The sequence below is a fragment of the Nocardia sp. NPDC049220 genome, assembly GCF_040647855.1.
Classification (GTDB): Bacteria; Actinomycetota; Actinomycetes; order Mycobacteriales; family Mycobacteriaceae; genus Nocardia.
On the sequence record NZ_JBEZDA010000005.1, the window covers coordinates 82281 to 105839 of the forward strand.

Annotated in this window: 23 protein-coding genes and 1 tRNA gene; 11 read left to right on the forward strand and 13 right to left on the reverse strand. The window is 67.0% G+C overall.

The genetic code is table 11. The annotated features are described in order from the left end of the window. Positions 1-283: 283 nt before the first annotated feature. Positions 284-931, reverse strand: a complete 648-nt coding sequence (locus AB0C34_RS15825) for a TetR/AcrR family transcriptional regulator (protein WP_357072446.1) — start codon at positions 929-931, stop codon at positions 284-286. A 182-nt stretch (positions 932-1113) separates the two neighbouring features. After that, positions 1114-1728: a TetR/AcrR family transcriptional regulator gene (locus AB0C34_RS15830; RefSeq protein WP_357073003.1), complete on the reverse strand. Its 615-nt coding sequence runs from the start codon at positions 1726-1728 to the stop codon at positions 1114-1116. Between the two features lie 385 nt (positions 1729-2113). On the opposite strand from AB0C34_RS15830, the gene AB0C34_RS15835 reads away from it, so the two are divergent. From AB0C34_RS15835 to AB0C34_RS15860, 6 genes are all read left to right on the forward strand, one after another. Beyond that, positions 2114-2184: transfer RNA gene (locus tag AB0C34_RS15835), tRNA-Gln, on the forward strand. Positions 2185-2282: 98 nt separating this feature from the next. After that, on the forward strand, positions 2283-3773 hold the full coding sequence (glmU, locus tag AB0C34_RS15840) for a bifunctional UDP-N-acetylglucosamine diphosphorylase/glucosamine-1-phosphate N-acetyltransferase GlmU (protein ID WP_357072450.1): 1491 nt from the start codon (positions 2283-2285) through the stop codon (positions 3771-3773). After that, positions 3770-4750: a ribose-phosphate diphosphokinase gene (locus tag AB0C34_RS15845; RefSeq protein WP_357072453.1), complete on the forward strand. Its 981-nt coding sequence runs from the start codon at positions 3770-3772 to the stop codon at positions 4748-4750. Before glmU ends, AB0C34_RS15845 begins: the two co-directional genes overlap by 4 nt. Before the next feature lie 116 nt (positions 4751-4866). Beyond that, a complete protein-coding gene (locus AB0C34_RS15850; protein ID WP_357072455.1) occupies positions 4867-5127 on the forward strand; it encodes a hypothetical protein in 261 nt (86 codons plus the stop codon). A gap of 97 nt (positions 5128-5224) precedes the next feature. After that, positions 5225-6076 carry a hypothetical protein gene (locus AB0C34_RS15855; RefSeq protein ID WP_357072458.1) on the forward strand — a complete coding sequence of 284 codons (852 nt, stop codon included), beginning with the start codon at positions 5225-5227 and terminating at the stop codon, positions 6074-6076. 10 nt (positions 6077-6086) lie between these two features. Next, positions 6087-6734, forward strand: a complete 648-nt coding sequence (locus AB0C34_RS15860; protein WP_357072461.1) for a DUF2461 domain-containing protein — start codon at positions 6087-6089, stop codon at positions 6732-6734. A 47-nt stretch (positions 6735-6781) separates the two neighbouring features. On the opposite strand, the gene egtD is transcribed toward AB0C34_RS15860, so the two are convergent. From egtD to egtA, 4 genes are all read right to left on the reverse strand, one after another. After that, complete coding sequence (gene egtD, locus AB0C34_RS15865) at positions 6782-7753, reverse strand: L-histidine N(alpha)-methyltransferase (RefSeq protein WP_357072464.1); 972 nt, start codon at positions 7751-7753, stop codon at positions 6782-6784. Between the two features lie 18 nt (positions 7754-7771). Further along, positions 7772-8581, reverse strand: a complete 810-nt coding sequence (gene egtC, locus AB0C34_RS15870) for an ergothioneine biosynthesis protein EgtC (RefSeq protein WP_357072467.1) — start codon at positions 8579-8581, stop codon at positions 7772-7774. A gap of 81 nt (positions 8582-8662) precedes the next feature. Beyond that, a complete protein-coding gene (gene egtB / locus AB0C34_RS15875) occupies positions 8663-10018 on the reverse strand; it encodes an ergothioneine biosynthesis protein EgtB (RefSeq protein ID WP_357072471.1) in 1356 nt (451 codons plus the stop codon). Positions 10019-10139: 121 nt separating this feature from the next. Then, entirely contained in the window at positions 10140-11483 is a 1344-nt protein-coding gene (gene egtA, locus AB0C34_RS15880; protein ID WP_357072474.1) for an ergothioneine biosynthesis glutamate--cysteine ligase EgtA, read from the reverse strand. 210 nt (positions 11484-11693) lie between these two features. On the opposite strand from egtA, the gene AB0C34_RS15885 reads away from it, so the two are divergent. Together AB0C34_RS15885 and AB0C34_RS15890 are read left to right on the forward strand one after the other, a co-directional pair. After that, positions 11694-12884: an aminotransferase class V-fold PLP-dependent enzyme gene (locus AB0C34_RS15885; RefSeq protein WP_357072477.1), complete on the forward strand. Its 1191-nt coding sequence runs from the start codon at positions 11694-11696 to the stop codon at positions 12882-12884. Between the two features lie 358 nt (positions 12885-13242). Further along, positions 13243-13995, forward strand: coding sequence for an SDR family oxidoreductase (locus AB0C34_RS15890; RefSeq protein ID WP_357072480.1), 753 nt, complete (start codon positions 13243-13245; stop codon positions 13993-13995). A gap of 227 nt (positions 13996-14222) precedes the next feature. Here AB0C34_RS15890 and AB0C34_RS15895 read toward each other — a convergent pair whose 3' ends face one another. Both AB0C34_RS15895 and AB0C34_RS15900 read right to left on the reverse strand, forming a co-directional pair. Then, a complete protein-coding gene (locus AB0C34_RS15895; protein WP_357072483.1) occupies positions 14223-14819 on the reverse strand; it encodes a dihydrofolate reductase family protein in 597 nt (198 codons plus the stop codon). A 131-nt stretch (positions 14820-14950) separates the two neighbouring features. After that, a complete protein-coding gene (locus tag AB0C34_RS15900; RefSeq protein ID WP_357072486.1) occupies positions 14951-15577 on the reverse strand; it encodes a TetR/AcrR family transcriptional regulator in 627 nt (208 codons plus the stop codon). A 41-nt stretch (positions 15578-15618) separates the two neighbouring features. Between AB0C34_RS15900 and AB0C34_RS15905 the strand changes: the two genes are divergently transcribed. Together AB0C34_RS15905 and AB0C34_RS15910 are read left to right on the forward strand one after the other, a co-directional pair. Beyond that, on the forward strand, positions 15619-16290 hold the full coding sequence (locus tag AB0C34_RS15905; protein ID WP_357072489.1) for a lysophospholipid acyltransferase family protein: 672 nt from the start codon (positions 15619-15621) through the stop codon (positions 16288-16290). A gap of 99 nt (positions 16291-16389) precedes the next feature. Next, on the forward strand, positions 16390-18048 hold the full coding sequence (locus AB0C34_RS15910; protein ID WP_357072492.1) for a fatty acyl-AMP ligase: 1659 nt from the start codon (positions 16390-16392) through the stop codon (positions 18046-18048). 239 nt (positions 18049-18287) lie between these two features. On the opposite strand, the gene pth is transcribed toward AB0C34_RS15910, so the two are convergent. Beyond that, complete coding sequence (pth, locus tag AB0C34_RS15915) at positions 18288-18875, reverse strand: aminoacyl-tRNA hydrolase (RefSeq protein WP_357073006.1); 588 nt, start codon at positions 18873-18875, stop codon at positions 18288-18290. Continuing rightward, on the reverse strand, positions 18868-19464 hold the full coding sequence (locus AB0C34_RS15920; RefSeq protein ID WP_357072495.1) for a 50S ribosomal protein L25/general stress protein Ctc: 597 nt from the start codon (positions 19462-19464) through the stop codon (positions 18868-18870). Before AB0C34_RS15920 ends, pth begins: the two co-directional genes overlap by 8 nt. Positions 19465-19807: 343 nt before the next feature. On the opposite strand from AB0C34_RS15920, the gene AB0C34_RS15925 reads away from it, so the two are divergent. Beyond that, positions 19808-21451 (forward strand): peptide chain release factor 3, encoded by a 1644-nt coding sequence (locus AB0C34_RS15925; RefSeq protein ID WP_357072498.1) that lies wholly within the window; start codon positions 19808-19810, stop codon positions 21449-21451. A gap of 1 nt (position 21452) precedes the next feature. Here AB0C34_RS15925 and AB0C34_RS15930 read toward each other — a convergent pair whose 3' ends face one another. From AB0C34_RS15930 to AB0C34_RS15940, 3 genes are all read right to left on the reverse strand, one after another. Next, entirely contained in the window at positions 21453-22001 is a 549-nt protein-coding gene (locus tag AB0C34_RS15930) for a nuclear transport factor 2 family protein (protein ID WP_357072501.1), read from the reverse strand. After that, on the reverse strand, positions 21971-22351 hold the full coding sequence (locus AB0C34_RS15935; RefSeq protein WP_357072504.1) for a hypothetical protein: 381 nt from the start codon (positions 22349-22351) through the stop codon (positions 21971-21973). The genes AB0C34_RS15930 and AB0C34_RS15935 overlap by 31 nt, the downstream gene beginning before the upstream one ends. A 205-nt stretch (positions 22352-22556) precedes the next feature. Then, positions 22557-23435, reverse strand: coding sequence for an Abi-alpha family protein (locus AB0C34_RS15940; RefSeq protein ID WP_357072507.1), 879 nt, complete (start codon positions 23433-23435; stop codon positions 22557-22559). Positions 23436-23559 lie beyond the last annotated feature (124 nt).

Here is a 23559-nt window from a genome sequence, read left to right on the forward strand (position 1 = left end):
TACACGCACGTTCGCGGCCCGAACTCGCCCCAACCCCACCGAACCCAAATGTCCGCTCGCCGCACTACCAACCCACCGCGTCCGGTACGTGCACGAGAGCCCCGCGGCAGGCCGACCGACAGATCTCGCACAAGACACCAAGGTCAGTCTTACGAAGAGCCAGGACGACTACCGCGGGGCTCCACCCATAATCTCTGTCTTACGAGCACCGTTCGCGGCCGGCTCACAAGCGGGCCGCGAACACGCAGCGCCGCAGGCGCTGCCAATCGAACAGAGCCACATATTACGGCACGTACCTGCGCAGCCGTCGTGCCGCGAACTCCCGGAAATACGACAGCTTCTCGGCAGGGACGAGCGAGGGCAGCAGGAAGTACCAGGCGCGTTCCATCCTGGTCGCCATCTGGTCGATCGTCTCGGTGCCGACTGCGGTGATGTGCACGCCCGCGGTCACTTCTTGCAGCAACAGGCCGATGACTTCGGCGTCGAGGTCGGGTTCCAGGTCGCCCTGGGCGATGGCCCGTTCGGACAGTAGACGGTAGGTGTCGCCCCAGGTCTTGGTGATGTTGTCGCCTTGCCCGCCGCGGTAGTCGCCGATTTGGTGGGTCAGCTTGAGCATGGCGCCGACCATCGGGTCGTTCATCGATAGGTCGGCGACCACGTAGGTGATGCCGATGCACGCTTCCAGCGCGGGCACTCGGGGATCGAAGAATCCTTGACACGAGCTGACCAGTCGTTCGTTGCCCTGGTCGACTACGGCGCGTGCCAGCTCTTCCTTCGAGCCGAAGTGAAAGTACAAGGCGCCCTTGGTCACGTTGGACTGCGCGATGATCTCGCTCAGGCTCGCGTTCGCATATCCCAAGCGCAGAAAGACATCGGCAGCGCCCGCAAGGACGGAATCGCGGGTGATCTCCGCGCGCGCTTGCCTAGCCATCAGATCCGCCTGTCATCCCAAAACCAGCCATCCTGAAGTAGACCGACATCCCGAAGTAGACCGACTTACCGCCCGAACAGCATCCAGAGGATGGGTGAACCGTACCACCAGGCGCGCGCTTGGCAGCGAATTCGAGGATTCGATCAAGCCAGTCGCGCAATTTTCTGGCTAACATTCGGGTGTCACGCTCCGGCGCCCGCGCGCCATTCCGAACTGAGCCGTGGGTGCGCCTCCAGATGACTCAGGCCGTTCCAGCAGAGGTTCACCAGATGCGCCGCGACAACTTCTTTCGACGGTGTGCGCTCGTCGAGCCACCAGGTTGCGGCGGTGGCGACCTGGCCGACCAATGCCTGCGCGTACAGGGTGGACAGGCTGGTGTCGAAACCGCGGCGTTCGAAATCGCCTGCCAGGATGTGCGCTACCTGGTTGGTCGCCTCGTTGAGCAGGCTGGAATATCGCCCTTCGGCGGCGGCGGCGGGCTGATCGCGTACCAGAATTCGAAACCCGTCGGTCCGTTCTTCGATGTAGGTCAACAAGGCGAGCGCGACCTGCTCCAGCCGAATCCGGGACCGATTCTGGGTGAGCGACGACGTGATCATGTCGAGCAGCATCGACATCTCGCGATCGACGACGACCGCGTACAGCCCCTCTTTGCCGCCGAAGTGTTCGTACACCACAGGTTTCGAGACCTGGGCACGTTGCGCGATCTCCTCGATCGAGGTCGCATCGTATCCGCGTTCAGCGAACAGCGCGCGACCGATCTCGATCAATTGTTGGCGCCGTTGGGTACCCGTCATCCGTGGCCGGGAAACCCGATGCTCACCTGAAGACACCGCTCCGCCTCCTCGCCCAGGACGTCACCATCACCGGCGTCAACCTTTCCAGACTTGTCGGCGGCACACCCGATCGGCCCTATGCTCCCCCGGCCGATCGGGTGCGCGACGAACCAGGGGCCCTCCTCCAACAAACCAGCTGATCTCGCACGAACATGGGCAACTCGCCGGGTACGCTCGAAATCATCACGCCCGCGACGCCGGACCGAGCGCACGCCTCCTCGCATCCGACCGGAGACGCGGGAAGGTAGATCAACGGATCAGTTCGACGGATGGGACGTCGGCGTGCGAGGATCTTTCCCGTGCCGTGGGCACAGCGGCGGAGATTCCCGAACCGCCGATGTGGCAATCCGCCGTGGTGTAATGGCAGCACCTCTGATTTTGGTTCAGATAGTTCAGGTTCGAGTCCTGGCGGCGGAGCTCGACAGCACGATGACCTAGCGTTGGCCCGCACATCGCTGACCAAGTACCAAGTACGACGACAGCCCCGCACGAGGACAGGCAGCCGAGGGAGATCCATGCCACAGCAGACCGCCGTCGTCGTTCTCGCAGCCGGTGCCGGAACGCGAATGCGGTCGAAGACCCCCAAGGTACTGCATTCGCTGGCCGGTCGGAGCATGCTCGCGCACGCGCTGCATGCGGCGAACGAGATCGACCCCGCCTACCTCATCACCGTGGTCGGGCACGACCGGGAACAGGTCGGCGCGGCGGTGTCCGCGGTCGGCGCCGTCCTCGGCCGGGACATCACGCTGGCCATCCAGGAAGAGCAGCTCGGCACCGGACATGCGGTGCAGTGCGCGCTGGCCGCGCTGCCGGTGGGTTTCACCGGTGACGTCCTGGTCACCTCCGCCGACGTGCCACTGCTGGACGGGCACACCCTCTCGGCACTGCTCGACGAGCATCGCAGCTATACCGAACGGTCCGCGGTCACCGTGCTGACGTTCGTGCCCGACGACCCGAACGGGTACGGCCGCATCGTCCGTGACGCGAACGGCCGGGTGGTCGAGATCGTCGAGCATGCCGACGCCACCCCGGAGCAGACCGCGATCGTCGAGGTCAACTCTGGCGTGTACGCATTCGACGCCGCGGTGCTGCGCACCATGATCAGCCGGCTTTCCACCGCCAATGCCCAGCATGAACTGTATCTGACCGACGTGCTGCGGCTGGCTCGCGAGGCGGGCCACCCGGTGCACGGCGCGCGCTTGATCGACGCGGCCAAGGTCACCGGCGTCAACGACCGAGTGCAGCTGGCCTCGGCGGCACACACACTCAACCGCTACATTCTCGAACGGCACATGCGGGCCGGGGTCACGATCATGGATCCGGCCTCCACCTGGGTGGACGCCAGTGTGCGCATCGGCAGGGACGCCGTGTTGCGGCCCGGCGTCCAGTTGCTCGGCAGCACCGTGATCGGCGAGGACGCCGAAGTGGGCCCGGACAGTACGCTGACCGATGTTGTTGTCGGCGACGGCGCCACGGTGGTCCGTACCCATGGCGAGGGGGCCACCATCGGCCCGCAGGCGGCCATCGGTCCGTTCAGCTACTTGCGTCCCGGCACGGTGGTCGGTGATTCCGGCAAGTTGGGCGCGTTCGTGGAAACCAAGAATGCCTCGATCGGCGCGCATTCCAAGGTGCCGCATCTGACCTACGTCGGCGATGCCACCATCGGGGAGCACAGCAACATCGGCGCTTCCAGCGTCTTCGTCAATTACGACGGAGTGGCCAAGCACCACACCACGGTGGGCTCGCATGTGCGCACCGGCAGTGACACCATGTTCGTCGCGCCGGTGACCGTGGGTGACGGCGCGTACACGGCGGCGGGTACCGTACTGCGCAGAAGCGTTCCGCCCGGGGCTCTCGCGGTGTCCGGTGGACCGCAGAAGAACATCGAAGGCTGGGTGCAGCGACACCGTCCCGGGACGGGCGCGGCACGTGCGGCGGCGGAAGCCATCGCGGCCAAAGAGATGTCGGGTCAGGCAATCGAGCAAAAGGATGGCAAACAGCAGTGACCGCGTCATGGATCGATAACCAGAAGAACCTGATGCTCTTCTCGGGACGCGCCCATTCTGAGCTGGCCGAGCAGGTCGCCAAAGAACTCGACGTCGCCGTCACTCCGCAGACCGCGCGCGATTTCGCCAACGGCGAGATCTTCGTCCGGTTCGAGGAGTCGGTGCGCGGATCCGACGCCTTCGTGCTGCAAAGCTTCCCCGCGCCGCTGAACCAGTGGCTGATGGAGCAGCTCATCATGATCGACGCGCTCAAGCGCGGCTCGGCCAAGCGGATCACCGCGGTCCTGCCCTTCTACCCGTACGCCCGGCAGGACAAGAAGCACCGCGGTCGCGAGCCGATCTCGGCCCGCCTGGTCGCCGACCTGCTGAAGACCGCGGGCGCGGACCGGATCATCACCGTCGACCTGCACACCGACCAGATCCAGGGCTTCTTCGACGGCCCGGTCGACCATATGCACGCGCAGGTGCAGCTGGCGGAATACATTCGCAACAACTACAGCCTCGAACACATCACGGTCGTGTCCCCCGATTCGGGCCGGGTCCGGGTGGCCGAGAAGTGGGCCGACTCGCTCGGCGGCTCGCCGCTGGCGTTCATCCACAAGACCCGCGACCCGCTGGTGCCGAACCAGGTGAAGTCCAACCGCGTGGTCGGTGACGTCGAGGGCCGCACCTGCATCCTGATCGACGACATGATCGACACCGGTGGCACCATCGCCGGCGCGGTCAACGTCCTGAAGGAGGCCGGGGCCGGTGACGTGGTGATCGCCGCGACGCACGGCGTGCTCAGCCCGCCGGCCGCCGAACGTCTCGCCTCCTGCGGCGCCAAGGAGGTCGTCGTGACCAACACCCTGCCGATCAGCGAGGAAAAGAAGTTCCCGCAGCTGACCGTGCTCTCCATCGCGCCCCTGCTGGCCCGCACGATCCGCGAGGTCTTCGAGAACGGATCGGTGACCGGCCTTTTCAACGGCAACGCCTAGGTTCGACGGCAACACGTAGGCGACAATCCCGCGAACGGCGGCACGGACTCCAGGCCGGGCCGCCGTTTTCGCAGCTAGGGTACCTTCGTCGGGGCGATCGCTGGGATACTCGAAGCATGGACCGTGACCCGTTGGATACCGACATGGGGGACGATGATCAAGCGGACGAGATCCGCGCCTATGAGCGCAACGTCGAAGATCCGCCCGACGACCTGCGCATTCCCTATCGCGAGAACGAAGACGACGGTCGGCTCGGCATCGCGGACGAACTCGACCAAGAGTGGACGCGCAGCGGTCAGCGTGCCGAAGAGGCCGAGGAAGACCAGCGGCCCGCCGAGGTGGCCGCCATCGAGATCGTCGACGACAAGGATCTTTGACTCCCGACGCGCCACACCGTCGTAGTCGGCCATGGCAGCGACGGCGTCGTGGTACGCATAGCTGGTGTGACCAGGGGGACGACACGAGGAGGGTGCGATGAGCACGCCGAAGGATCCGGATGCCTCGGATGACGCGTCCGATCGGGCGGCCCAGTCGCTGTCGAAACATGCCGAGGAATCCTCCTCCGCGCCTGACGACAAGCCCGCGCCGCCGACCAACGAGGAGGCGGCGCAGGGCGGCACGCCGCCGACCACCGAGGACGAGCCCGGGCCCGCCGCGACACCGCCCGTTGGTGAATGGTGGGAGCCCACCCACACGCCACCCGACACACCGGTGGCTGGGCAGTGGGGGGCGCAGCAGAGCGGGCAGCCCACCGAACCTCGCCCATGGGGCGCCGACAGTCAGGGCAGTGCGCAGTCGTGGAGCGGGGAACCGCCCGCACCCGGCCAGCCGTCGGTGACCGGGGCGGTGGGCGACTCGGCACCGCAGGACGACCCGACCCGGCAGTTTTCACCGGGCGACCACACGCAGTTCGGGACGGGCAATCCGCCGGCCGGGCAACCGTACCCGTCGGGAGCCCAGCAGCCGTACCCGCCGAGCGGACCACCGCACTATCCACCGGGGGGCGTCTTCGACAACTCGCCGACCGCCGGGCCGCAGAACCCGCCATACGGGAGTTATCCGTCCTACCCGCAGCAGTACCAGCCATACGGCGCCGCGCAGCCACAGTCGCGCAGTCAGCTGTATTCGATCATCGGGTTCGTCTGCGCGGCCGCCGCGTTGCTGTTCTGCCCGATTCTGTTCGGGCCTGCCGGGATCGCCCTCGGCATCGTCGGGCACAACAAGGGCGAATCGCTCGGCAAATGGGCGGCGATCGCGGCGGGTGTCGGGATGGTAGTCGGCTTCATCATCGGGTTCGTCGTGTTCTCCGGAGACTTCGGAACGTAGATTTTGCGGTATGCGTCGATTCGGTGGATTCCCGCTATCGGGACTCGATTTCTATGAAGACTTGGAGTCGGACAACTCGAAAGCGTTCTGGACCGCGCACAAGAGTGTGTACGAGGAAGCGGTGCGCGCGCCGATGGTCGCGCTGACCGCCGAGCTGGAGCCGGACTTCGGTACCGCGAAGATCTTCCGTCCCTACCGGGACGTGCGCTTCGCCAAGGACAAGTCGCCGTACAAAACCGCTCAGGGCGCAGTGGTCGCCGCCGCCCCGGGTGTCGGTTGGTACGTCCAGATCGGCGCCGCCGGGCTGTACGTCGGCGGCGGTTTCTACCAGGGGTCCTCCGCTCAGATCGCGCTGCTGCGTGCCACCATCGATGACGACGTACGCGGCCCGGAACTCGCGGCGATACTCGGGAAGCTCATCGAGGCGGGCCTGACCATCGGCGGAGAGAAGCTGAAGACCACGCCGCGCGGCTACGGCGCCGACCATCCGCGCATCGATCTGCTACGACACAAGTCTCTCACCAGCGGCAGGGAATTCGGCGCACCGGATTGGCTGGATACGTCACGCACAGCCGATGAGGTCCGCGCCGTGTGGGAGACGATGCGGCCGCTGATCGAATGGCTGGCGGCGGTGGTTCGCGGCGCGCCCTCGTCGTAGTGTCCGTCCGTCGCGGCATGTCCGTCCGTCGCGATGACGGGGAGACGTCAACGCCGTTCGGCGAGTACCAGGGCGAAACGTTCGTCAGGATCGGTCCACACCTGCTCGGTGTCGAAGCCGGCCGCCGCGAGTTCGGCAGTCAAGCCCGCGATCCGGAATTTCGCCGAGATCTCGGTGCGCAACTGCTCGCCGCGGGCGAAGTGCACGGTGAGATCGAGTTCGCCGACGGTGACCGTCATGTCCTCGGTCGCCTCCAAGCGCATTTCGATCCACTCCCGCGCCGAATCCCAGATCGCGATGTGCCGAAACTTCTCCGGTGCGAAGTCGGCGCCGAGCCGGGAGTTCAGCACACGCAATACATTGCGGTTGAATTCGGCGGTGACGCCCGCCGCGTCGTCGTAGGCGGGGACGAGCACCGCGGGGTCGACGACCAGACCCGCGCCGAGCAGCAACTGCTCGCCCGGCTCCAGCACAGTGTGCACGCTGGCCAGGAATTCGGCCCGTTCTTCGGGGACCAGGTTGCCGATGGTGCCGCCGAGGAACGCGATCATCCTGCGGCCACCGCGGGGCAGGATGTGCAGGGTGTCGGTGAAATCGCTGACCACACCGCGCACAGCCAGCCCGGGGAACTCGGCCGCGATATCAGCCGCCGCGGCGCACAGCGCGGCCGACGAGACATCTTGGGGGACATAGGACTTCAGCGGCGCCCGGGTGGTCAGCGCGGTGAGCAGCAGCCGGGTCTTGGCCGCGGAACCGGCGCCGAGTTCGATCAACACCTCGGCCTGGGTGGCGCGTGCGATCGCGCCGACCACTCGCTCGAGCAACGCGCGCTCGGTGCGCGTCGGGTAGTACTCGGGCAACTCGGTGATCCGCTCGAACAGCGCACTGCCCGTGGCATCGTAGAACCATTTGGGGGGCAGCCACTTCTGCTGCGCGGTCAGACCCAATCGGGCGTCCGAGCGCAACGCGGCGGTCAGGTCGTCGTCGGATAGGTGGATCTCCAGCGTCGGTGTGGTCATGGCACAGGCCTTTCCGGGTCAGAGAAGCGGGTCGACGGACAGCTCCCCGGGCCTGGCGCTGACCAGGCTTCGGTCCGGGATGGACCGCCATCGAGGGTCGTCATCGAACGGCTCGGAGGACAGAATCGCGAAGGTGTCGGTGACCAGCGCGGACAGCGAGTGGTGGCAGGTGCTCCCCCACAACTGGGCACCGTCCGACAGCAGGAAATTCAGGCGGGCGTCCGGTGTTCGATCGAGGATCGCGGCAATGAGCAGACGCAGGGCCGCCGGAGCCGCCGACCACGTACCGTCCGGCGATCCGGTCGCCAGGAGATCGCACAGAATCACCCAGAGCGCGGCGGTGTCGGTGGCCGATTCCGCCTCCAGCAGCCGGACCGGCGCGAACAATTCCTCGGCGCCGAGTTCTGCCGCGGTACGCGCGAACTCCGCTGCCACGTCGCTGAGCGTGCCACGCCAGTCCGGAACCACACCGTTGTGGCTGAAGGCCCAGCGCCCGCGGGTGAACGGCGCGCACGCGGACCGCTCCACCGGCATCCCGATGGTGGCCGAACGCACCGCACCGAGCACCGCCCAGGATTCGAGGTGTGGGAGCACCTCGTGCACTGCTGGATCGGTCCAGATCGGCGCGGCGTTGCGGTAGCGGCTGACGGCGATCGAGTCGTCCGCGGTCTCGTGCCACCAGGCGACGCCGAAGCCGTCGGCATTGATGGCGCCGCCGCGGCGCATGTCCTGGGGATCCCAGGCTTGGGTGACCAGGGAGTGCGAACCGAGTGTCAGCATGTCGCCGACTCGAACCGGCGGGCCGAGATAGCCCAGATGTCTACACATCGGCGCCCGCCGACATCATCGGCACCGGGTTACCCGCATCGCGCGGCGGCCAACTCCTCATCCCGACGGCGCAGGGGTCGCTCACTCGCCCTCCCCCGGTCGCAGATCCCGCGCCAAGCGGAACCCGGCGAAAATCTGGCGACGGATCGGATGATCCCAGTTGCGGAAGGTACCGCGGCAGGCGACCGGATCGGTGCCGAAAGAACCGCCGCGCAGCACACGATAGTCACCACCGAAGAAGACCTCGGAGTACTCCTTGTACGGGAAGGCGCGAAAGCCCGGGTAAGGCTCGAATCCCGACGCCGTCCATTCCCAGACGTCGCCGATCAACTGGTGCACCCCCGCCGGCGACGCGCCGGTCGGATAGGCGCCGACCTCGGCGGGTTCCAGATGGCGCTGCCCCAAATTCGCGGTGTCCGGGTCAGGATCGGCGTCGCCCCAGGGGAATCGGCGCGACGTGCCGGTCGACGGGTCGAACCTGGCCGCCTTCTCCCATTCGGCTTCGGTGGGCAGCCGCTTGCCGGCCCAGCTCGCGTAGGCCTCGGCCTCGAACCAGCAGACATGCACCACCGGCTGGTGTGGGCGCAGCGGAGTCATCACCCCGAACACCCGGCGCCACCAGCGTCCGGTCGGGTCGCACTCCCAGAACTGCGGCGCGACCAGGCCCGCCTCCGTGCGGTGTGCCCAGCCGCGGTCGGACCAGAGCTCCGGCCGGTCGTAGCCGCCGTCATCGACGAAGGCGAGGTATCGCTCGTTGGTCACCGGCGCAGCGTCGATCGCGAAGCCGGGCACCGACACTCGGTGGGCGGGGCGCTCGTTGTCCAGTGCCCAGGGGTCGGTAGAACTGCCCATGGTGAACTCCCCCGCGGGGATCACGATCTCACCGTCGACCGGTGCCGAACTCGGCGGCGCGGGCACGGCGGATAGCACGGCGGCGCCGGTACGCAGCTGGTGCGTGGCGAGCATGGTCTCGTCGTGCTGCTGCTCGTGCTGTGCGATCATTCCGAACGCGAAGCCGTCGTCCACCAGCGGCTTGCCGCGCAACTCGCTGCGTTCCAGCACATCCCACACCCGGTCGCGCACGGTGCCGACATAGCCGCGGGCCTGGTTCGGTGCGAGCAGGGGCAGCCCGGGACGATTCGCGCGGCCGTGTTTGAAGGCGTCGTAGAGTTCATCGATGTCGGCGCGCACCGGTTCGTGGCCACCGACGTTGCGGACCAGCCACTGTTCTTCCTGATTGCCGATGTGCGCGAGATCCCAGACCAGCGGGCTCATCAACCGCGAATGCTGAGCTACCAATTCGGCCTCGTCGAGGCAGTCCGTCAAGGCGAGGGTGCGCCGACGCGCCCGGGCGAGCGCGTCGGCGATCCGGTCCCGTAACTGTGCGGTGCCGGAGTTGTCGGTCGGGGGTGAGTGCGGAATGGTCACGAGAAACATCTCCGAGGTTCGTTCTGATCGACGGCGGCGCAGTCGCGAGTGCGTACGCAATGCGAGCGGATTCGGCCCTTACTTACCAGATCGACCGACACCCGGTCGACAGTGCGCGGCGGATCCGCCGTCACGCCGCGGCCCCCGGTCGGTGTGGTCCGGCGCCGGTGTAGTTCTCGGTCGGGGTGCGGCCACTGCGACATCGTTCGGCGGCGGATTCGATCTCGCTGGCGCCGGCCGCGGTGACCGCGTGGGCGGCGGCCAGCCGCAGCAGGTCGACCGCAGCGGACCGGATCTCCGGGTCGGCCAGACCGTAGCGGGCGGCGGCGAGCCAGTGGCCGGCCAGGAGCGCGGCAACCGAGGTCGCCTCGGCGATCACGCACGGACTCGACAGAAGCGCCTCCAGCACGTGGACCGGGGTGCTCCAGGTATCGCCGGGCTGGGCGTCGAGATAGCGGACCTCCAGATGACCCGAGGCACGTACCGGCGGGAACATCGTGGTCAGGTGGTAGTCGAGGTCGCTGACGTCCGGCCGGCGGCCCACCTCGTCGTCCAACGCACCGGAGAGCCAATCGGCGAAGGTCGCGCCCGGCGGTGCCGACCATCCGGTGTCGGTGCCGTTCGGACCCGGGGACACGACGCTGTCGGGCACCCGTACACACAGCAACGGAACGTCCAGCGCCCACTTGCTGTACGCGGCAATCGGGTCGGTCCAGTCCATCACGGGCGGGCGGGTACGGGCGTTGTCCAGGCGCAGCCAAGCCCGCATCCGCTGGGACGCCCAGGCGCCTGCCGGAGCGCCGCGCAGCGCGGGCGAACAGGCGAAGGCGGCCAGCAGCGCAGGTCCGACCGCATACAGCGCGTTCCACCGCGCGGTCACCTCGGCACGATCGGCGCCCGCGTCGACGCTGACCTGGGTGGCGGCGGTGTTGCACATCATTACCTTGCCGAACGGCCCGATGCCGCCGAATACTTGCTCCATAGCGCGGTAGCGCGGCAACTGGAGCAGACGTTTCGGGCGGCGGTCCGCATCGGCGGCGAGCGAGACGGTCCGGATGGACCGGGATTCGAGGAGTTTCCGCAATAGGCGGGCATCGTCACGCAGTCGGTCGCACAGCTGCGCGGCATCAGCGTAGGGAGCGCTGGAGAGTTCTATTTGACCACCGGGTTCCAGGGTGACCCGGCTGCCCCCCGGCAGTGCGAGCGCCGGCGAATCGGGGGCGATGGACCGCGGTGCGTACGGTCCGAGGGCATCCGCTAGATCGGACAATTGCGGACGCGGTGCGGCCGAGGGGCCCGACGCCGAACACTCACCTTGCACCGTGAGCCACTCCAGTTCGGCACCTACAAGGTCAGGTGGCCCGAGCTTGAAGCAGACGCCGCCCACGTACGCTTCCGCGGCGGCACGCGACGACAGTTCTCCCTGTTCGGGGACACACTGGGCCGACTCAGGTTTATCGACCGTAACCGCCATGCCAACCTCCACTGTGGGTTCCGAGTCGTCGTGGTCTCGAAGTCCGCTGTTCTTCTGTTATCGCCACATCGCGCGGTCCTATTCCAGTCCGATGCTGACGTCGGCCGGGTTCGGTCGGACTCCCAGCACCGCGGGTTCATTCAGCGTAGCCAGGGAGAGCGACACAAAACTTACGAGAAGCCGAACATCGCACCCGCTAGGGTCGGCTGCATGCTGGATGACGATCGGGTACGAGCCGACACCCCCGGATGCGCGTCCGAGTCCGAACTCGGCCCGGTATTTCTCGACAGCGCGGGGTCATCGCTGTCGCCGCGGGTCGTCACCGACACCGTGATCGGCCACCTGCTCCGCGAGACGGAGATCGGTGGCTACCGGGCCGCGAACGAGCGGTCGGACGATCTCGACGCGGTGAAGACCACGATCGGCGCGCTGATCAACGCCGCGCCGACGAGCATCGCGCTCAGCGACAGCGCCACCCGCTCCTGGGCGGATTTCTTCTACTCGGTCCCGCTCGCGCCCGGTGATCGGATCCTGGTCGCCGAGGCCGACTACGCGAGCAATGCCATCGCCGCCCTGCAACGCGCTCGCTCCGCCGGTGCGACAGTGCAGAAGATCCCGAGCGACAGCAGCGGGCAGATGGATCTCGACGCGTTGGCCGTACTGGTCGACGAACGGGTCAAATTGGTCTCGGTAGTACACGCGCCGACCAATGGCGGCCTGGTGAACCCGGTCGCCGAGGCGACGAGGATCGCGCATTCGGTCGGCGCGCTCGTGCTGCTGGATGCCTGCCAATCCGCCGGGCAACTGCCGATCGATGTGGCCGAACTCGGCGTCGACGCGCTGGCCGCCACCGGCCGCAAGTGGCTGCGCGGTCCGCGCGGCACCGGATTCCTGTATGTGCGGCCGGAATTGGCACGGTCCATGGAGCCCCAACGGCTCGATCTGCACGGCGCCGAGTGGACCGGGCCGGACGACTACCGCCTCGCGCCGGATGCCAGCCGTTTCGAGTTCTGGGAGTGCGACGTCGCCGGGCGGCTCGGGCTGGGCGCCGCGGTGCGGTATCTGCTGGATCTCGGTCCCGACACGGTGTACGCCGCGATCGCGGCCCGCGCCGAGCATCTGCGCAAGACCCTGCCGGAGATCCCGAACGTGACCGTGCGCGATATCGGTATCCGGCACAGCGGCATCGTGTCGTTCACCGTCGACGGCATCGAATCCACGCAGGTCCGCGACCGATTGCTGGCACAGGACATCACGGTCTCGGTCAGCCACGCCAGCTCGACCCTGCTGGACATGACCGGCCGCGGTTTGACCTCGGTGGTCCGCGCCTCGCCGCACTGCTTCGTCAGCTTCGAGGAGCTGGACCGGTTCGTCGCGGCAGTCGGGGCACTGCACGGCTGACCCGAGCGGTAGGTGCAGAGCGTTCGTCCATTCGTGCACATCGCGCCGGTGCTGTTGGGAACGGGAACCCGTCTGCGATAGACGTCCGCGTCCAACTGGAGCGGGATACCCCTCGGCAGCACTGGCCCGCTCGCCGACCTACCGGCATCCCCGGCAGCACCCCGCGTATCGGCGCCAGCTGACTGCGCTGTCGGATAGCCGAAATGGTCCTGATCGCCAATCGCGACACTGTTCGATCGTCAACGCCAACACTACCGACTTCGCACGCGACGCCGATGTTCGACACCGGTCCGACTGCTCGGGCTGCGCAGCAGCGTGAAAACGATCATTTTCTCGGGGTCGGGCCGTCAACCCTTACATGCGATTGAACGGTAAGAGTGCGGTGGTGTACGGGGCGGCCGGCAATATGGGCGGCGCGGTAGCGCGCGCGTTCGCCCGAGAGGGCGCGCATGTGTATCTGGTCGGACGGACCCAGAAAACACTCGACGAGGTGGCCATGGAGATCACGGACCTAGGCGGCCGCGCTACGGCCACTCGGGTCGACGTGTTCGATCGAGCAGCGATCGAGGCCCATGCCGATCGCGTCGTCGAGCAGGCAGGCAGGCTGGACATCTCCTTCAACGCGGTGGGCATGAGCGCGTTGCAGGATGTGCCGCTCATCGATATGAAGTTGGAGGACTTCATGACCCCGATCACGGATGCGGCACGTTCGCAATTCATCACCGCGACCGCGGCCGCCCGCCGGATGACTGCACAGCGCTCCGGCGTCATCGTGTTGCTGTCGACCTCGGCCGCCGGGGAGTCCCGCCACCGTATGGGTGGGTTCAACGTAGCCTGTGCTGGAATCGAAGCCCTCAACCGCAGTCTCGCGGGCGAACTCGGCCGCGACGGGGTACGGGTCGTGTGTATCCGCCCCAATTTCACCCCGGAGACTGCCCCCAGCCTGCCCGAGGATGACCGGCACCTTCAGTCATTGATCCGCGACACCCGCCTCGGGCGACTCCCCCGCCTGGCCGAGGTCGCCGAGGCGGCGGTGTATGCCGCGTCTGACGGAGCAGGCGCCATGACCGGGGCGGTCCTCAACCTCACCTGTGGTGCCCTTGTCGACTGAACCGGGACCGCTACGAACCACATTCGTCACAGACCTGTCCAGCAGTGGCACCGCACCAGAAGGCCGAAGCGGTCGGTGATCGTGACAGCGGCGCGTGACATCGCGCGCCGCGGGCGGCGCGCCGAAGCCGACGATCCCGAACGCGAGGTTCCCGCAATCGGATCGCCTACCCGACGTTGTCCGAGGACGCGCGGCCTTGCCCGCCGAGGGTGTCCATCCGTGTTGGGTCAGCGGACGAGACGGTAGGTCACATGGGTGATCTGCGTGGCTGCGCGTGACGAGATCTGCTCGAGCTGTAAAGGCGGAACGCCGTCGAAGAGGCGGATTCCGCCGCCGAGTGTGAACGGGATGATGTGTAGACGCAGCTCGTCGAGAAGTCCGGCGGCCATGTACTGGTTGACGGTCGTGGCGCCGCCGGCGATGGCGACGTTGCCGTCGCCGGGCACCGCGTGTGCCTGCTTCAATGCGGCTTCGATCCCGTCGGTGACGAAGTGGAACGTGGTGCCACCGCCCATGACCAGGGGATCACGCTGATAGTGGGTGAGCACGAACACGGGGGCGTGGTAGGGAGGCTGTGGCCCCCACCAGCCCGTCCAGTCACCGCTCCACTCGCCACGGATCGGGCCGAACATATTGCGGCCCATGATGAAAGCCTTGGCCTCCGTGATCGCGTCGAGTTCGGCTCGGTTCTCCTGCGACCTATCGAACATCCAGGCGTGCAAGATCGACCCATCGGCGTCGCCGAAAGGTCGCTGCTCGGTCTGATTGTTGCCGGCCGAGTAGCCGTCCGCCGAGATCGAGATATCACACACGACCTTGCTCATGCCAGTGCTCCTTACACCATTGGGACTCCCGCACGGCGTCGCCGGTACTGTAGACGGCGCTGGGAACCCGAATTCATCGGGCGCGCAGAGTGTGGCCTGGCAAGGATGCACCGCCCCCTGGTAGCCCCTTTTCAGGCAAGATGCGCCTCCAGCGCCCTTGCCACCAGCGTTGGTATGTCGACACCCGGCTCGATCAGGCCAAGGCTGCGGTTGGCCTGCGCGGCGGCGATGCCGTGCAGGTTTGTCCACAGGGCGATCGCGCGATCGCGCGGGTCCATCGTCCCCGGCGTGGCGGCGGCACCCACCAGGTCGGCGAAACGCGCGAACAGCGGTAACGTGACCGACCTCAGGTTCTCGCCGGAGCCCTCGAGCAGATCGTGGCGGAACATCAGGGTGAACATTTCCGGCCGCTGCGCGGCGAACTCGATGTATTCGGCGCTCGTGCGCGCGAGGCGCTCACGCGCCGATCCGGCATCCACCGCTGCGAACCGGCCCGCGAGTTCGGCGAATCCACGTGCCGCGATAGCGGCGAGCAGCGCGTTGTGGGTGCGGAAATATCTGCGCGGCGCGCCGTGCGAGACCCCTGCGGCCCGGGTGATGACGCGCAGCCCCAAGTGCGCCGCGCCGACCTGCTCGAGCAGGTCGACGCCCACGCTGACCAGGCGTTCGCGCAACGGTTCGTCCTCGACCATGCAGACATTGTCTACGCGCGCCACCGCATTGCCATACCGCCGCGCGTAGACATTGTCTACGGCCATCGTGTAGACAGTGTCTACATTCCTGTCTCCCGGAGGTCCACGTGTGGTATCTGCTGTTCAAGTACGTGTTACTCGGCCCACTGCTGCGTGTGCTCGGCCGACCCGAAGTCGTAGGGCTCGACAACGTTCCGCGCACCGGACCGGTGATCATCGCGGCCAATCACCTCGCGGTGATCGACTCGCTCTACCTCGCGCTGGTTGTGCCACGGCGAGTGACGTTCTTGGCCAAACAGGAGTACTTCACCGGGCGCGGTGCGCGAGGCCGGTCGACCCGATGGTTCTACTCGGCGGCCGGACAGGTGCCGGTCGATCGGACCGGGGGCAGCGCGGCGGCGGATGCCCTGGACGCCGCCGCCCGCATCCTGGACGGTGGCGGTATTTGGGCCATCCATCCCGAAGGAACCCGCTCGCCCGACGGACGAATCTATCGTGGCCGCACCGGCGCGCTGCGGGTCGCGATGGCAACCGGGGCGCCGGTCGTTCCGGTGGTCCTGTCGGGCACCGATCGGGTGAACCCCCGCGGCAGCCGCCTGCCGCGGTTCGGCAAGGTGCGCGTCGACTTCGGCCCGCCACGCCACTACCTGCCCGCCGCCAAGCACCATGCGGTCCGCACCGCCACCGACGAGCTGATGCTGGAATTGGCGGCGCGCTCGGGCCGGTGCTATGTCGACCGCTACGCGGCCGCCTTCCGCACACCTGCTTCGAGGTCCTGACCTGGGGTTCCCAGAAGGGGGGTTAACGCACCGGGAGAATGGCGGGATAGTTGATGGAGGCCGGGTTCGAGGCCGACAGCTGGTGATGAGGAGTGGATGTTGAGTAGGTTCACCGACGAGATGTACGCGACGGCGCAGACCTCCGAACGTGGGCTGGTGACTGGTGAGCCAGGAGCGCCGCTACGTCGCGGCTGGGGAGCGATCCACCAGATCGCCCGGCGCATGGCAGGCGGCTTGGCCGCGGCCGGAATCGGGCACGGTGACGCGGTCGGCGTGCTGGCCGGGATGCCCGCGGATATCGCCCCGGCCTGCCAGGCCATCTGGATGCGCGGTGCATCGATCACCATGCTGCACCAACCGACCCCGCGCACCGATCTCGTCCTCTGGGCCCGCGACACCGAGTCCGTGCTGACCATGATCGAGGCCCGCGCGGTGGTACTCGGCGCACCGTTCGAGGCGGCCGAATCACTGCTGCGTGAGCGCGGCATCACCGTGGTGCGGGTCGACCAACTGCCGGACGGCCCCGAGATCGACCCGGTGCCCACCGCCGAGGACGATATCGCCTTGCAGCAGTTGACCTCCGGTTCGACCGGTTCACCGAAAGCGGTGCGGATCACGCACCGGAACTTCTATGTCAACGCCTACGCGATGTTCGACCGGGTGAAGTTCCAGCTCGACCACGACGTCATGATCAGCTGGCTGCCCCTGTTCCACGACATGGGCATGGTCGGATTCCTCAGCGTGCCGATGCAATTCGGTGCCGAAGTGGTTTGTGTGACGCCGATCGATTTTCTGACCCGGCCTTTGCTGTGGGCCGAACTGATCGACAAATACCGCGGCACCGTCACCGCGGCACCGAATTTCGCCTACTCGCTGCTGGCACGACGGCTGGGACAGGCCGATGACGGCACGCTCGACCTCAGCAGCGTGCGCTACATGTGGAACGGCGCGGAACCGGTCGACCCGGACACCATGGATGCGCTGGCCGACGCCGGACAACGTTTCGGGCTCAACCCGATGGCGCTCACCCCGGTATACGGCATGGCCGAGACAACGCTCGCCGTCTCCATTCCCGACCCCGGCCACGGCCAGGTCCTGGACGTCATCGACGCCGATCTGCTCGAGGCGCTCGGCAAAGCGGTGCCGGTGCCGGACGATCCCGGCCATGAGCACGGGCACAATATCCGCAGGTTGCCCACCCTGGGCTACCTGGTCGACCAGCTGGAAGGCCGGATCGTCGACAGCGAGCGCCAGCCGCTGCCGACCCGTTCGGTGGGCGTGATCGAATTGCGCGGCCCCGCCGTCACTTCCGGCTATGTGACGATGGACGGTTTCCGCTCCGGTCAGGACGCCGACGGCTGGTTGGACACCGGCGATATCGGCTACTTCACCGAGGAGGGGCTGATCGTGGTGTGCGGCCGGATCAAGGATGTGATCATCATGGGCGGCCGCAATATCTATCCCACCGATATCGAACGCGCGGCTTGCCGGGTGACCGGCGTCCGTCCCGGCAACGCGGTCGCGGTACGCCTGGACGCGGGCGAGAAGCGGGAGAGCTTCGCCGTGGTGGTGGAGAGCAACAGCCACCAGAACCCCGATGAGGTCAAGCGAATCGAGCACGAGATCGTGCACGAGGTGTTCTCCGAGGTGGGCGCCCGGCCACGGACCGTCACGGTGCTCGGTCCCGGGGCGCTGCCGAAAACCTCGTCCGGCAAGTTGCGCAGGGCCGCGACCGCGGTCCATCTCCCGCGCGGATGATCCACTGCTGAGTTCCGGTCAGGTGTGGAGTCGGTTTCCATCGGACCTCCACACCCGGCCGGAAAGCACCGGTGCCGAAGACCGGCCTGTACGGTCGAACCGACCCAGGCTCCGGCATTCGGCACGACGACCCGCACCACCGGCTGCTGCCGCGCCAGCCCGACATCCGTTGCTCGCATGACCGATCCGACCACCACTGAATCCGAGCCGGAGCGCCCAGCAGCGCGAGCGGTGTCCGCTCAGTGCAATTGGTTCTGTGCGGTCTCCAGCCCCACCCGAAGCAGCAACTCCACCGCATCGGCGGCCTGCTCGACGATCACCGGGACCTCTTTTCGCTCCGGCGTCGAGAACGGCTTCAGGACATAGTCGGCCGGGTCTTGGCGCCCCGGCGGACGGCCGATGCCGATACGTGTGCGCAGATAGTCTTTGGTGGTCAGCGCACTGGAGACGGAGCGAAGGCCATTGTGCCCGCCCTCACCGCCACCGCGCTTGAGCCGGATCGCGCCGAACGGGAGGTCGAGCTCGTCGTGCACGACGATCACATCGGTGGGCGACACCGAGAAGAACTTGGCCAGCGCGGCCACCGACCGTCCGGACAGGTTCATGAACGAGCGCGGCTTCGCGATCAACACCTGGCGGCCGTCCAACCGGGCCTGCAACAGGTCGGCGCCGGATTTCTTGTGCACACCGAAACGGCCGCCGACGCGCTCCGCGAGCACGTCGGCGACCAGAAAACCGACATTGTGCCGGGTGCGTTCGTATTCGGGGCCTGGATTACCCAGTCCGACCACGAGCGCGGGCCCGGTCGACGATTCGGTGCTACTCAGCGCTCTCGGCCTCGGCCGCGGCGGCCTCGGCTTCGGCCTCGGCGGCCGGAGCGGCGATGACATTCACGATCAGGGTCTCCGGATCGACGGCCAGGGTGACACCGGCAGGCAGTTCCAGCGAGCCCGCGGTGATCTGGGTGCCCGCCTCGACACCCTCGACAGAGACCTCGATCGCCTCGGGCAACTTCAACGCGTCGGCCTCGATGGAGACGGTGGTGGCCTCCTGGGTGACCAGGGTGCCCGGGGCGGCGTCGCCGACGACGGCGATATTCACGTCGGCGGTGACCTTCTCGCCACGCTTGATGATCAGCAGGTCGGCGTGCTCGATGTAACGGCGAATCGGGTGCACCACAACGGATTTGGTGAGCGCGAGCTGCTGCTTGCCGTCGATGACCAGGTTCAGCACCGCATTGGTGCCGTGCTCGCGCAGAATCGCGGCGAAGGCCTGGGCGTTGACCGACAGGTGCTTCGGGTCGGCCTGGTGGCCGTAGAGCACGGCGGGGACATTGCCCGCGCGGCGAGTACGGCGGGCGGCACCCTTGCCGAACTCGGTACGTACGGCGGCTTCGAGAAGGTTGGCGTCGGACATGACTGGATCTACTCCTACGGCTCTTCCGGGCTGTCAACGGTTGATGTCAGGGGCTGCTCACACCTGACTGGGTTGGTCTACTCGTCGGGCGAAGACCGAACGAGGACGGCCGGAAGCCGAGCCGCGTCGATCACGGTGCGCAAATCAGGTCTGCGGTCACCCTCGCCGAGACAACCCGAACACCATACCGCAGCACACGTGCTCCGATTGAATCGGGTAGCAACCACCGCGTCGTGCCGCGATCGGGCCGGCCCAGGCGGCGGCGAAGCTCGCTCGCTTCGCCGCGGGGGCCCGTCGCGTACGCTGGCGTGGTTGCCGATCGGTCGTCTGAAAGGTTGTTCCGTTGAGCGCCTCCCCTGAGGGTGTCGTCGCGCCCGCACCCCGCGGGTTACCCGCCGAGGTCGCCCGGCGACGCACGTTCGCGGTCATCTCCCATCCCGACGCGGGCAAGTCGACGCTCACCGAGGCACTCGCGCTGCACGCGAGGATGATCTCCGAGGCCGGCGCCATCCACGGCAAGGCGGGCCGCAAGTCCACGGTCTCGGACTGGATGGAGATGGAGAAGGCGCGCGGCATCTCGGTCAGCTCGACCGCGCTGCAGTTCAACTACCGTGCCATGGGGTCCGACGTCGACAGCGTGATCAACTTGGTGGACACCCCCGGTCACTCCGATTTCTCCGAGGACACCTACCGGGTGCTCACCGCCGTCGACGCCGCGGTGATGCTGATCGACGCGGCCAAGGGTTTGGAGCCGCAGACGCTGAAGCTGTTCCAGGTGTGCCGCCACCGCGGCATCCCAGTGATCACCGTCATCAACAAGTGGGATCGTCCCGGGCAGGCGCCACTGGAACTACTCGACGAGATCAACGAGCGGATCGGCCTCACGCCGACGCCACTGTTCCTTCCGGTCGGGATCGCGGGTGATTTCCGCGGCCTACTGCGCCGCGGTCCCGACGGCGCACCCCTGGAATACATCCACTTCACCCGGACCGCGGGCGGCGCGACCATCGCACCGGAGGAGTCGCTGACCCCGGCGTCCGCCGAGGCGCGCGAGGGCGAGGCGTGGCTCACCGCCGCCGAGGAGAGTGAACTGCTCTCGGCCACCGGGCAGGACCACGACCAGGAGTTGTTCCTCGCCGGGCAGACCTCACCGGTCATCTATGCCTCCGCGATGCTGAACTTCGGCGTGCGGCAACTGCTGGAGACTCTGGTCGCGCTGGCGCCCGCGCCCGGTCCGCGCCGCGATACCGGCGGCAACCCACGCGATACCACCGACCCGTTCAGCGCGGTCGTATTCAAGGTGCAGGCGGGCATGGACGCCGCGCACCGGGACCGGCTCGCCTTCATGCGGATCGTGTCCGGCGAGTTCGAGCGTGGCATGGTGGTCACCCATGCCCAGACCGGACGGCCGTTCGCCACCAAGTACGCGCTGACCGTGTTCGGCCGGGAGCGCGCCACCGTGGACACCGCCTACCCCGGCGATGTGGTCGGCCTGGTCAACGCGACAGCACTGGCCCCGGGGCACACGTTGTTCGTGGACAAGAAGGTGGAGTTCCCGCCGATCCCGTCGTTCGCCCCCGAGCATTTCGCGGTGTTGCGCGCGCAGAGCGCGGGCAAGTACAAGCAGTTCCGCAAGGCCATCGATCAACTCGACTCCGAAGGTGTCGTGCAAGTGCTGCGCAACGACGTCCGCGGCGACGCCTCCCCGGTACTCGCGGCCGTCGGCCCGATGCAGTTCGAGGTGGTCACCGCGCGCATGCTGACGGAGTTCAACGTCGAGACCTCGATGGAGCACCTCGGCTACTCGCTGGCCCGCCGTACCGACGCCACCTCGGCAGCTGATCTCGGTCGGCAGCGCGGGGTCGAAGTATTCACCCGAAGCGACGGCGTGCTGCTGGCGTTGTTCAGCGACAAATGGCGGTTGCAGTACATCGAGAAGGAACATCCGACGTTGACGTTGGAACCGCTGGTCGCTACGGCCGACTGAGTTATTCGGCCTCGGGGTTATTCGGGCTCGTGCCCGAGTTCTCTCGGGGCGGGGCGGCGCCCGGGTTGCGTTCGACCGAAGCGATGCCGTCCTCCTTGGCGATCAGTCCCCATCGGCTGGAGGTGAGCCGCAGACTGGGCAGGTCGCTGAGCGAGAGCACCACCTCGTAGGTGCGCTCGTATCCGGTATGCGAAATCCGCCAGTGGCCGTCGTCGCAGCGGATGTAGCGGTCGGAGTAGAAGGCCGCGCCGCGCAGCAGCATGTTGTGGGCGGGAATCAGGACGGTGTCGGCGAGGTACCAGGTGCCGGTGGCCGAGTCGCCCTCGATATCTATCTCGGGATGGTCGCAGCGGTGTTCGGTGATCACATGTGGACCGAGGGTGTTGCGCATGAAGGCGAGAAACGCGTCGCGCGATTCGAACTGCAGATATTCGCTGTAGGTGGCGGTAGCCTCCGGGATCATGGTGTCCGCAAACTCATCCCATGATTTGGTGTCGAGACTACGCAGGTAGCGGAACTTCAGTCGACTGATCGCCGCCAGGTCGTCCATACCCCGTTCGTCGCGTCCGCGATCACGCGTCGGCCTCGGATCATCGCGCACCTGCCCGTAGTCGATCGGCCCGGCGTCGAAACGCAGCCGTGCACCAGCACGCTCGCCGCGCTGTTGCGGAGCCGGACGAACTCCCTGGTCACCACGCTGTTGCGGTCCAGGGCGAACCCCCTGATCACCACGCTGTTGCGATCCGGGACGAACCCCCTGATCACCACGCTGTTGCGATCCGGGACGAACCCCCTGATCACCACGCTGTTGCGGTCCAGGGCGAAGGCCCTGGTCACCGCGCTGCGGCGGACCGATGCGAACTTCCTGCTCGCCACGTTGCGGCGGACCGACACGAACATCTCGGTCTCCGCGCTCCTGCTCACCGGTGGTTACGCCCCGGTCTCTACCCACTTGCCGGTCGATCCCTGCTGCCGGGTCGCCGCGCTCCTGCCCGCCAGTTGCCTGATCCATACCTCCACAATCCCATCCGAAGCCACGCCACTTCAGGAATTGGGAGATTTGTATCAGATTGCTATCACTGTTCGACCGGTCTGCTGCCGAAGATCAACTTCCGATAGTGAAACAGGTCCGGCAGAAATCCTCGCCGAACTCCGTGAGCCGGAGACTCTTGCGCACGATTTTCGGCGCCCGACCTGCCTTTTTCAGTGCTGCTTCGACCACCGGCTGCACCTCGAGCACCATGTACCGACTCAATACCACCGGATCGTCGGAGGTCAGCGTCAATCCGAGGCGGTTGAGATTGACCAGATAGGCGCGCGCGCGATCCGGGTAGCGCACCCCCGCCTGCTCAGGCACGGAGCTCAGATCACCTTGCACCAGCTCCGAGCCGATACCGAGCGGACGGTTGGTGCGCACGTCGACCGACGGTTGCGGACCGTTGAGCGCCATGAAGCGCAGCATGCGTGCCTCGTCGGGGGCGAGCTCGTCGAGAATGCGGTCATAGGCCGGGTGCACCTCCTCGGTGAAGTAGACGTCGGCCGACCTGGCCAAAAGTGCGTCACCGCGACGGCGCAGTTCCTCGATACTGGCCGAGCGGAAATAGGAGCCGACAGTCAGCGCCTCCTGCGAAGCGGAGCCATTGGACGTCGGGACGTAGCTGACGATCTCACGCACCGACCCCTCGGTGACGCCGAGCGCGCTGCGGGCCATCGAGCGCAACGCGTTTCCGGTTCGTTCGGCGATTTCGGCCGAGGACTCGCCGTCCAGCGCCGCCTGGGTGATCTCCTTGGTGACATCGACGGTGGTGCCGACAGCCCACTGCCCACCGCGAACGACCGTGCCCGCGGCGAGTCCTGCCGCACGGAACACGCCGCGAATCAGCCGTGCCTCATTGCTGATCTGCCGTTGTTCGGCATCCGAACGGTGCTCAACGGCGTGGAAACCGGGTCGGGCCACGTCCTGTCCGGTCCTGTCGTCTGCCACGTTTTCTCCGATATCGCCGGGTGAACGAATCCGACCCACAGATTACTTCCCGCTGCGGCGATGGTCATTGCCGCCGTCCGACTCGGACAGTTCGACAATCACCGTGATCGACATCTCGAACCCC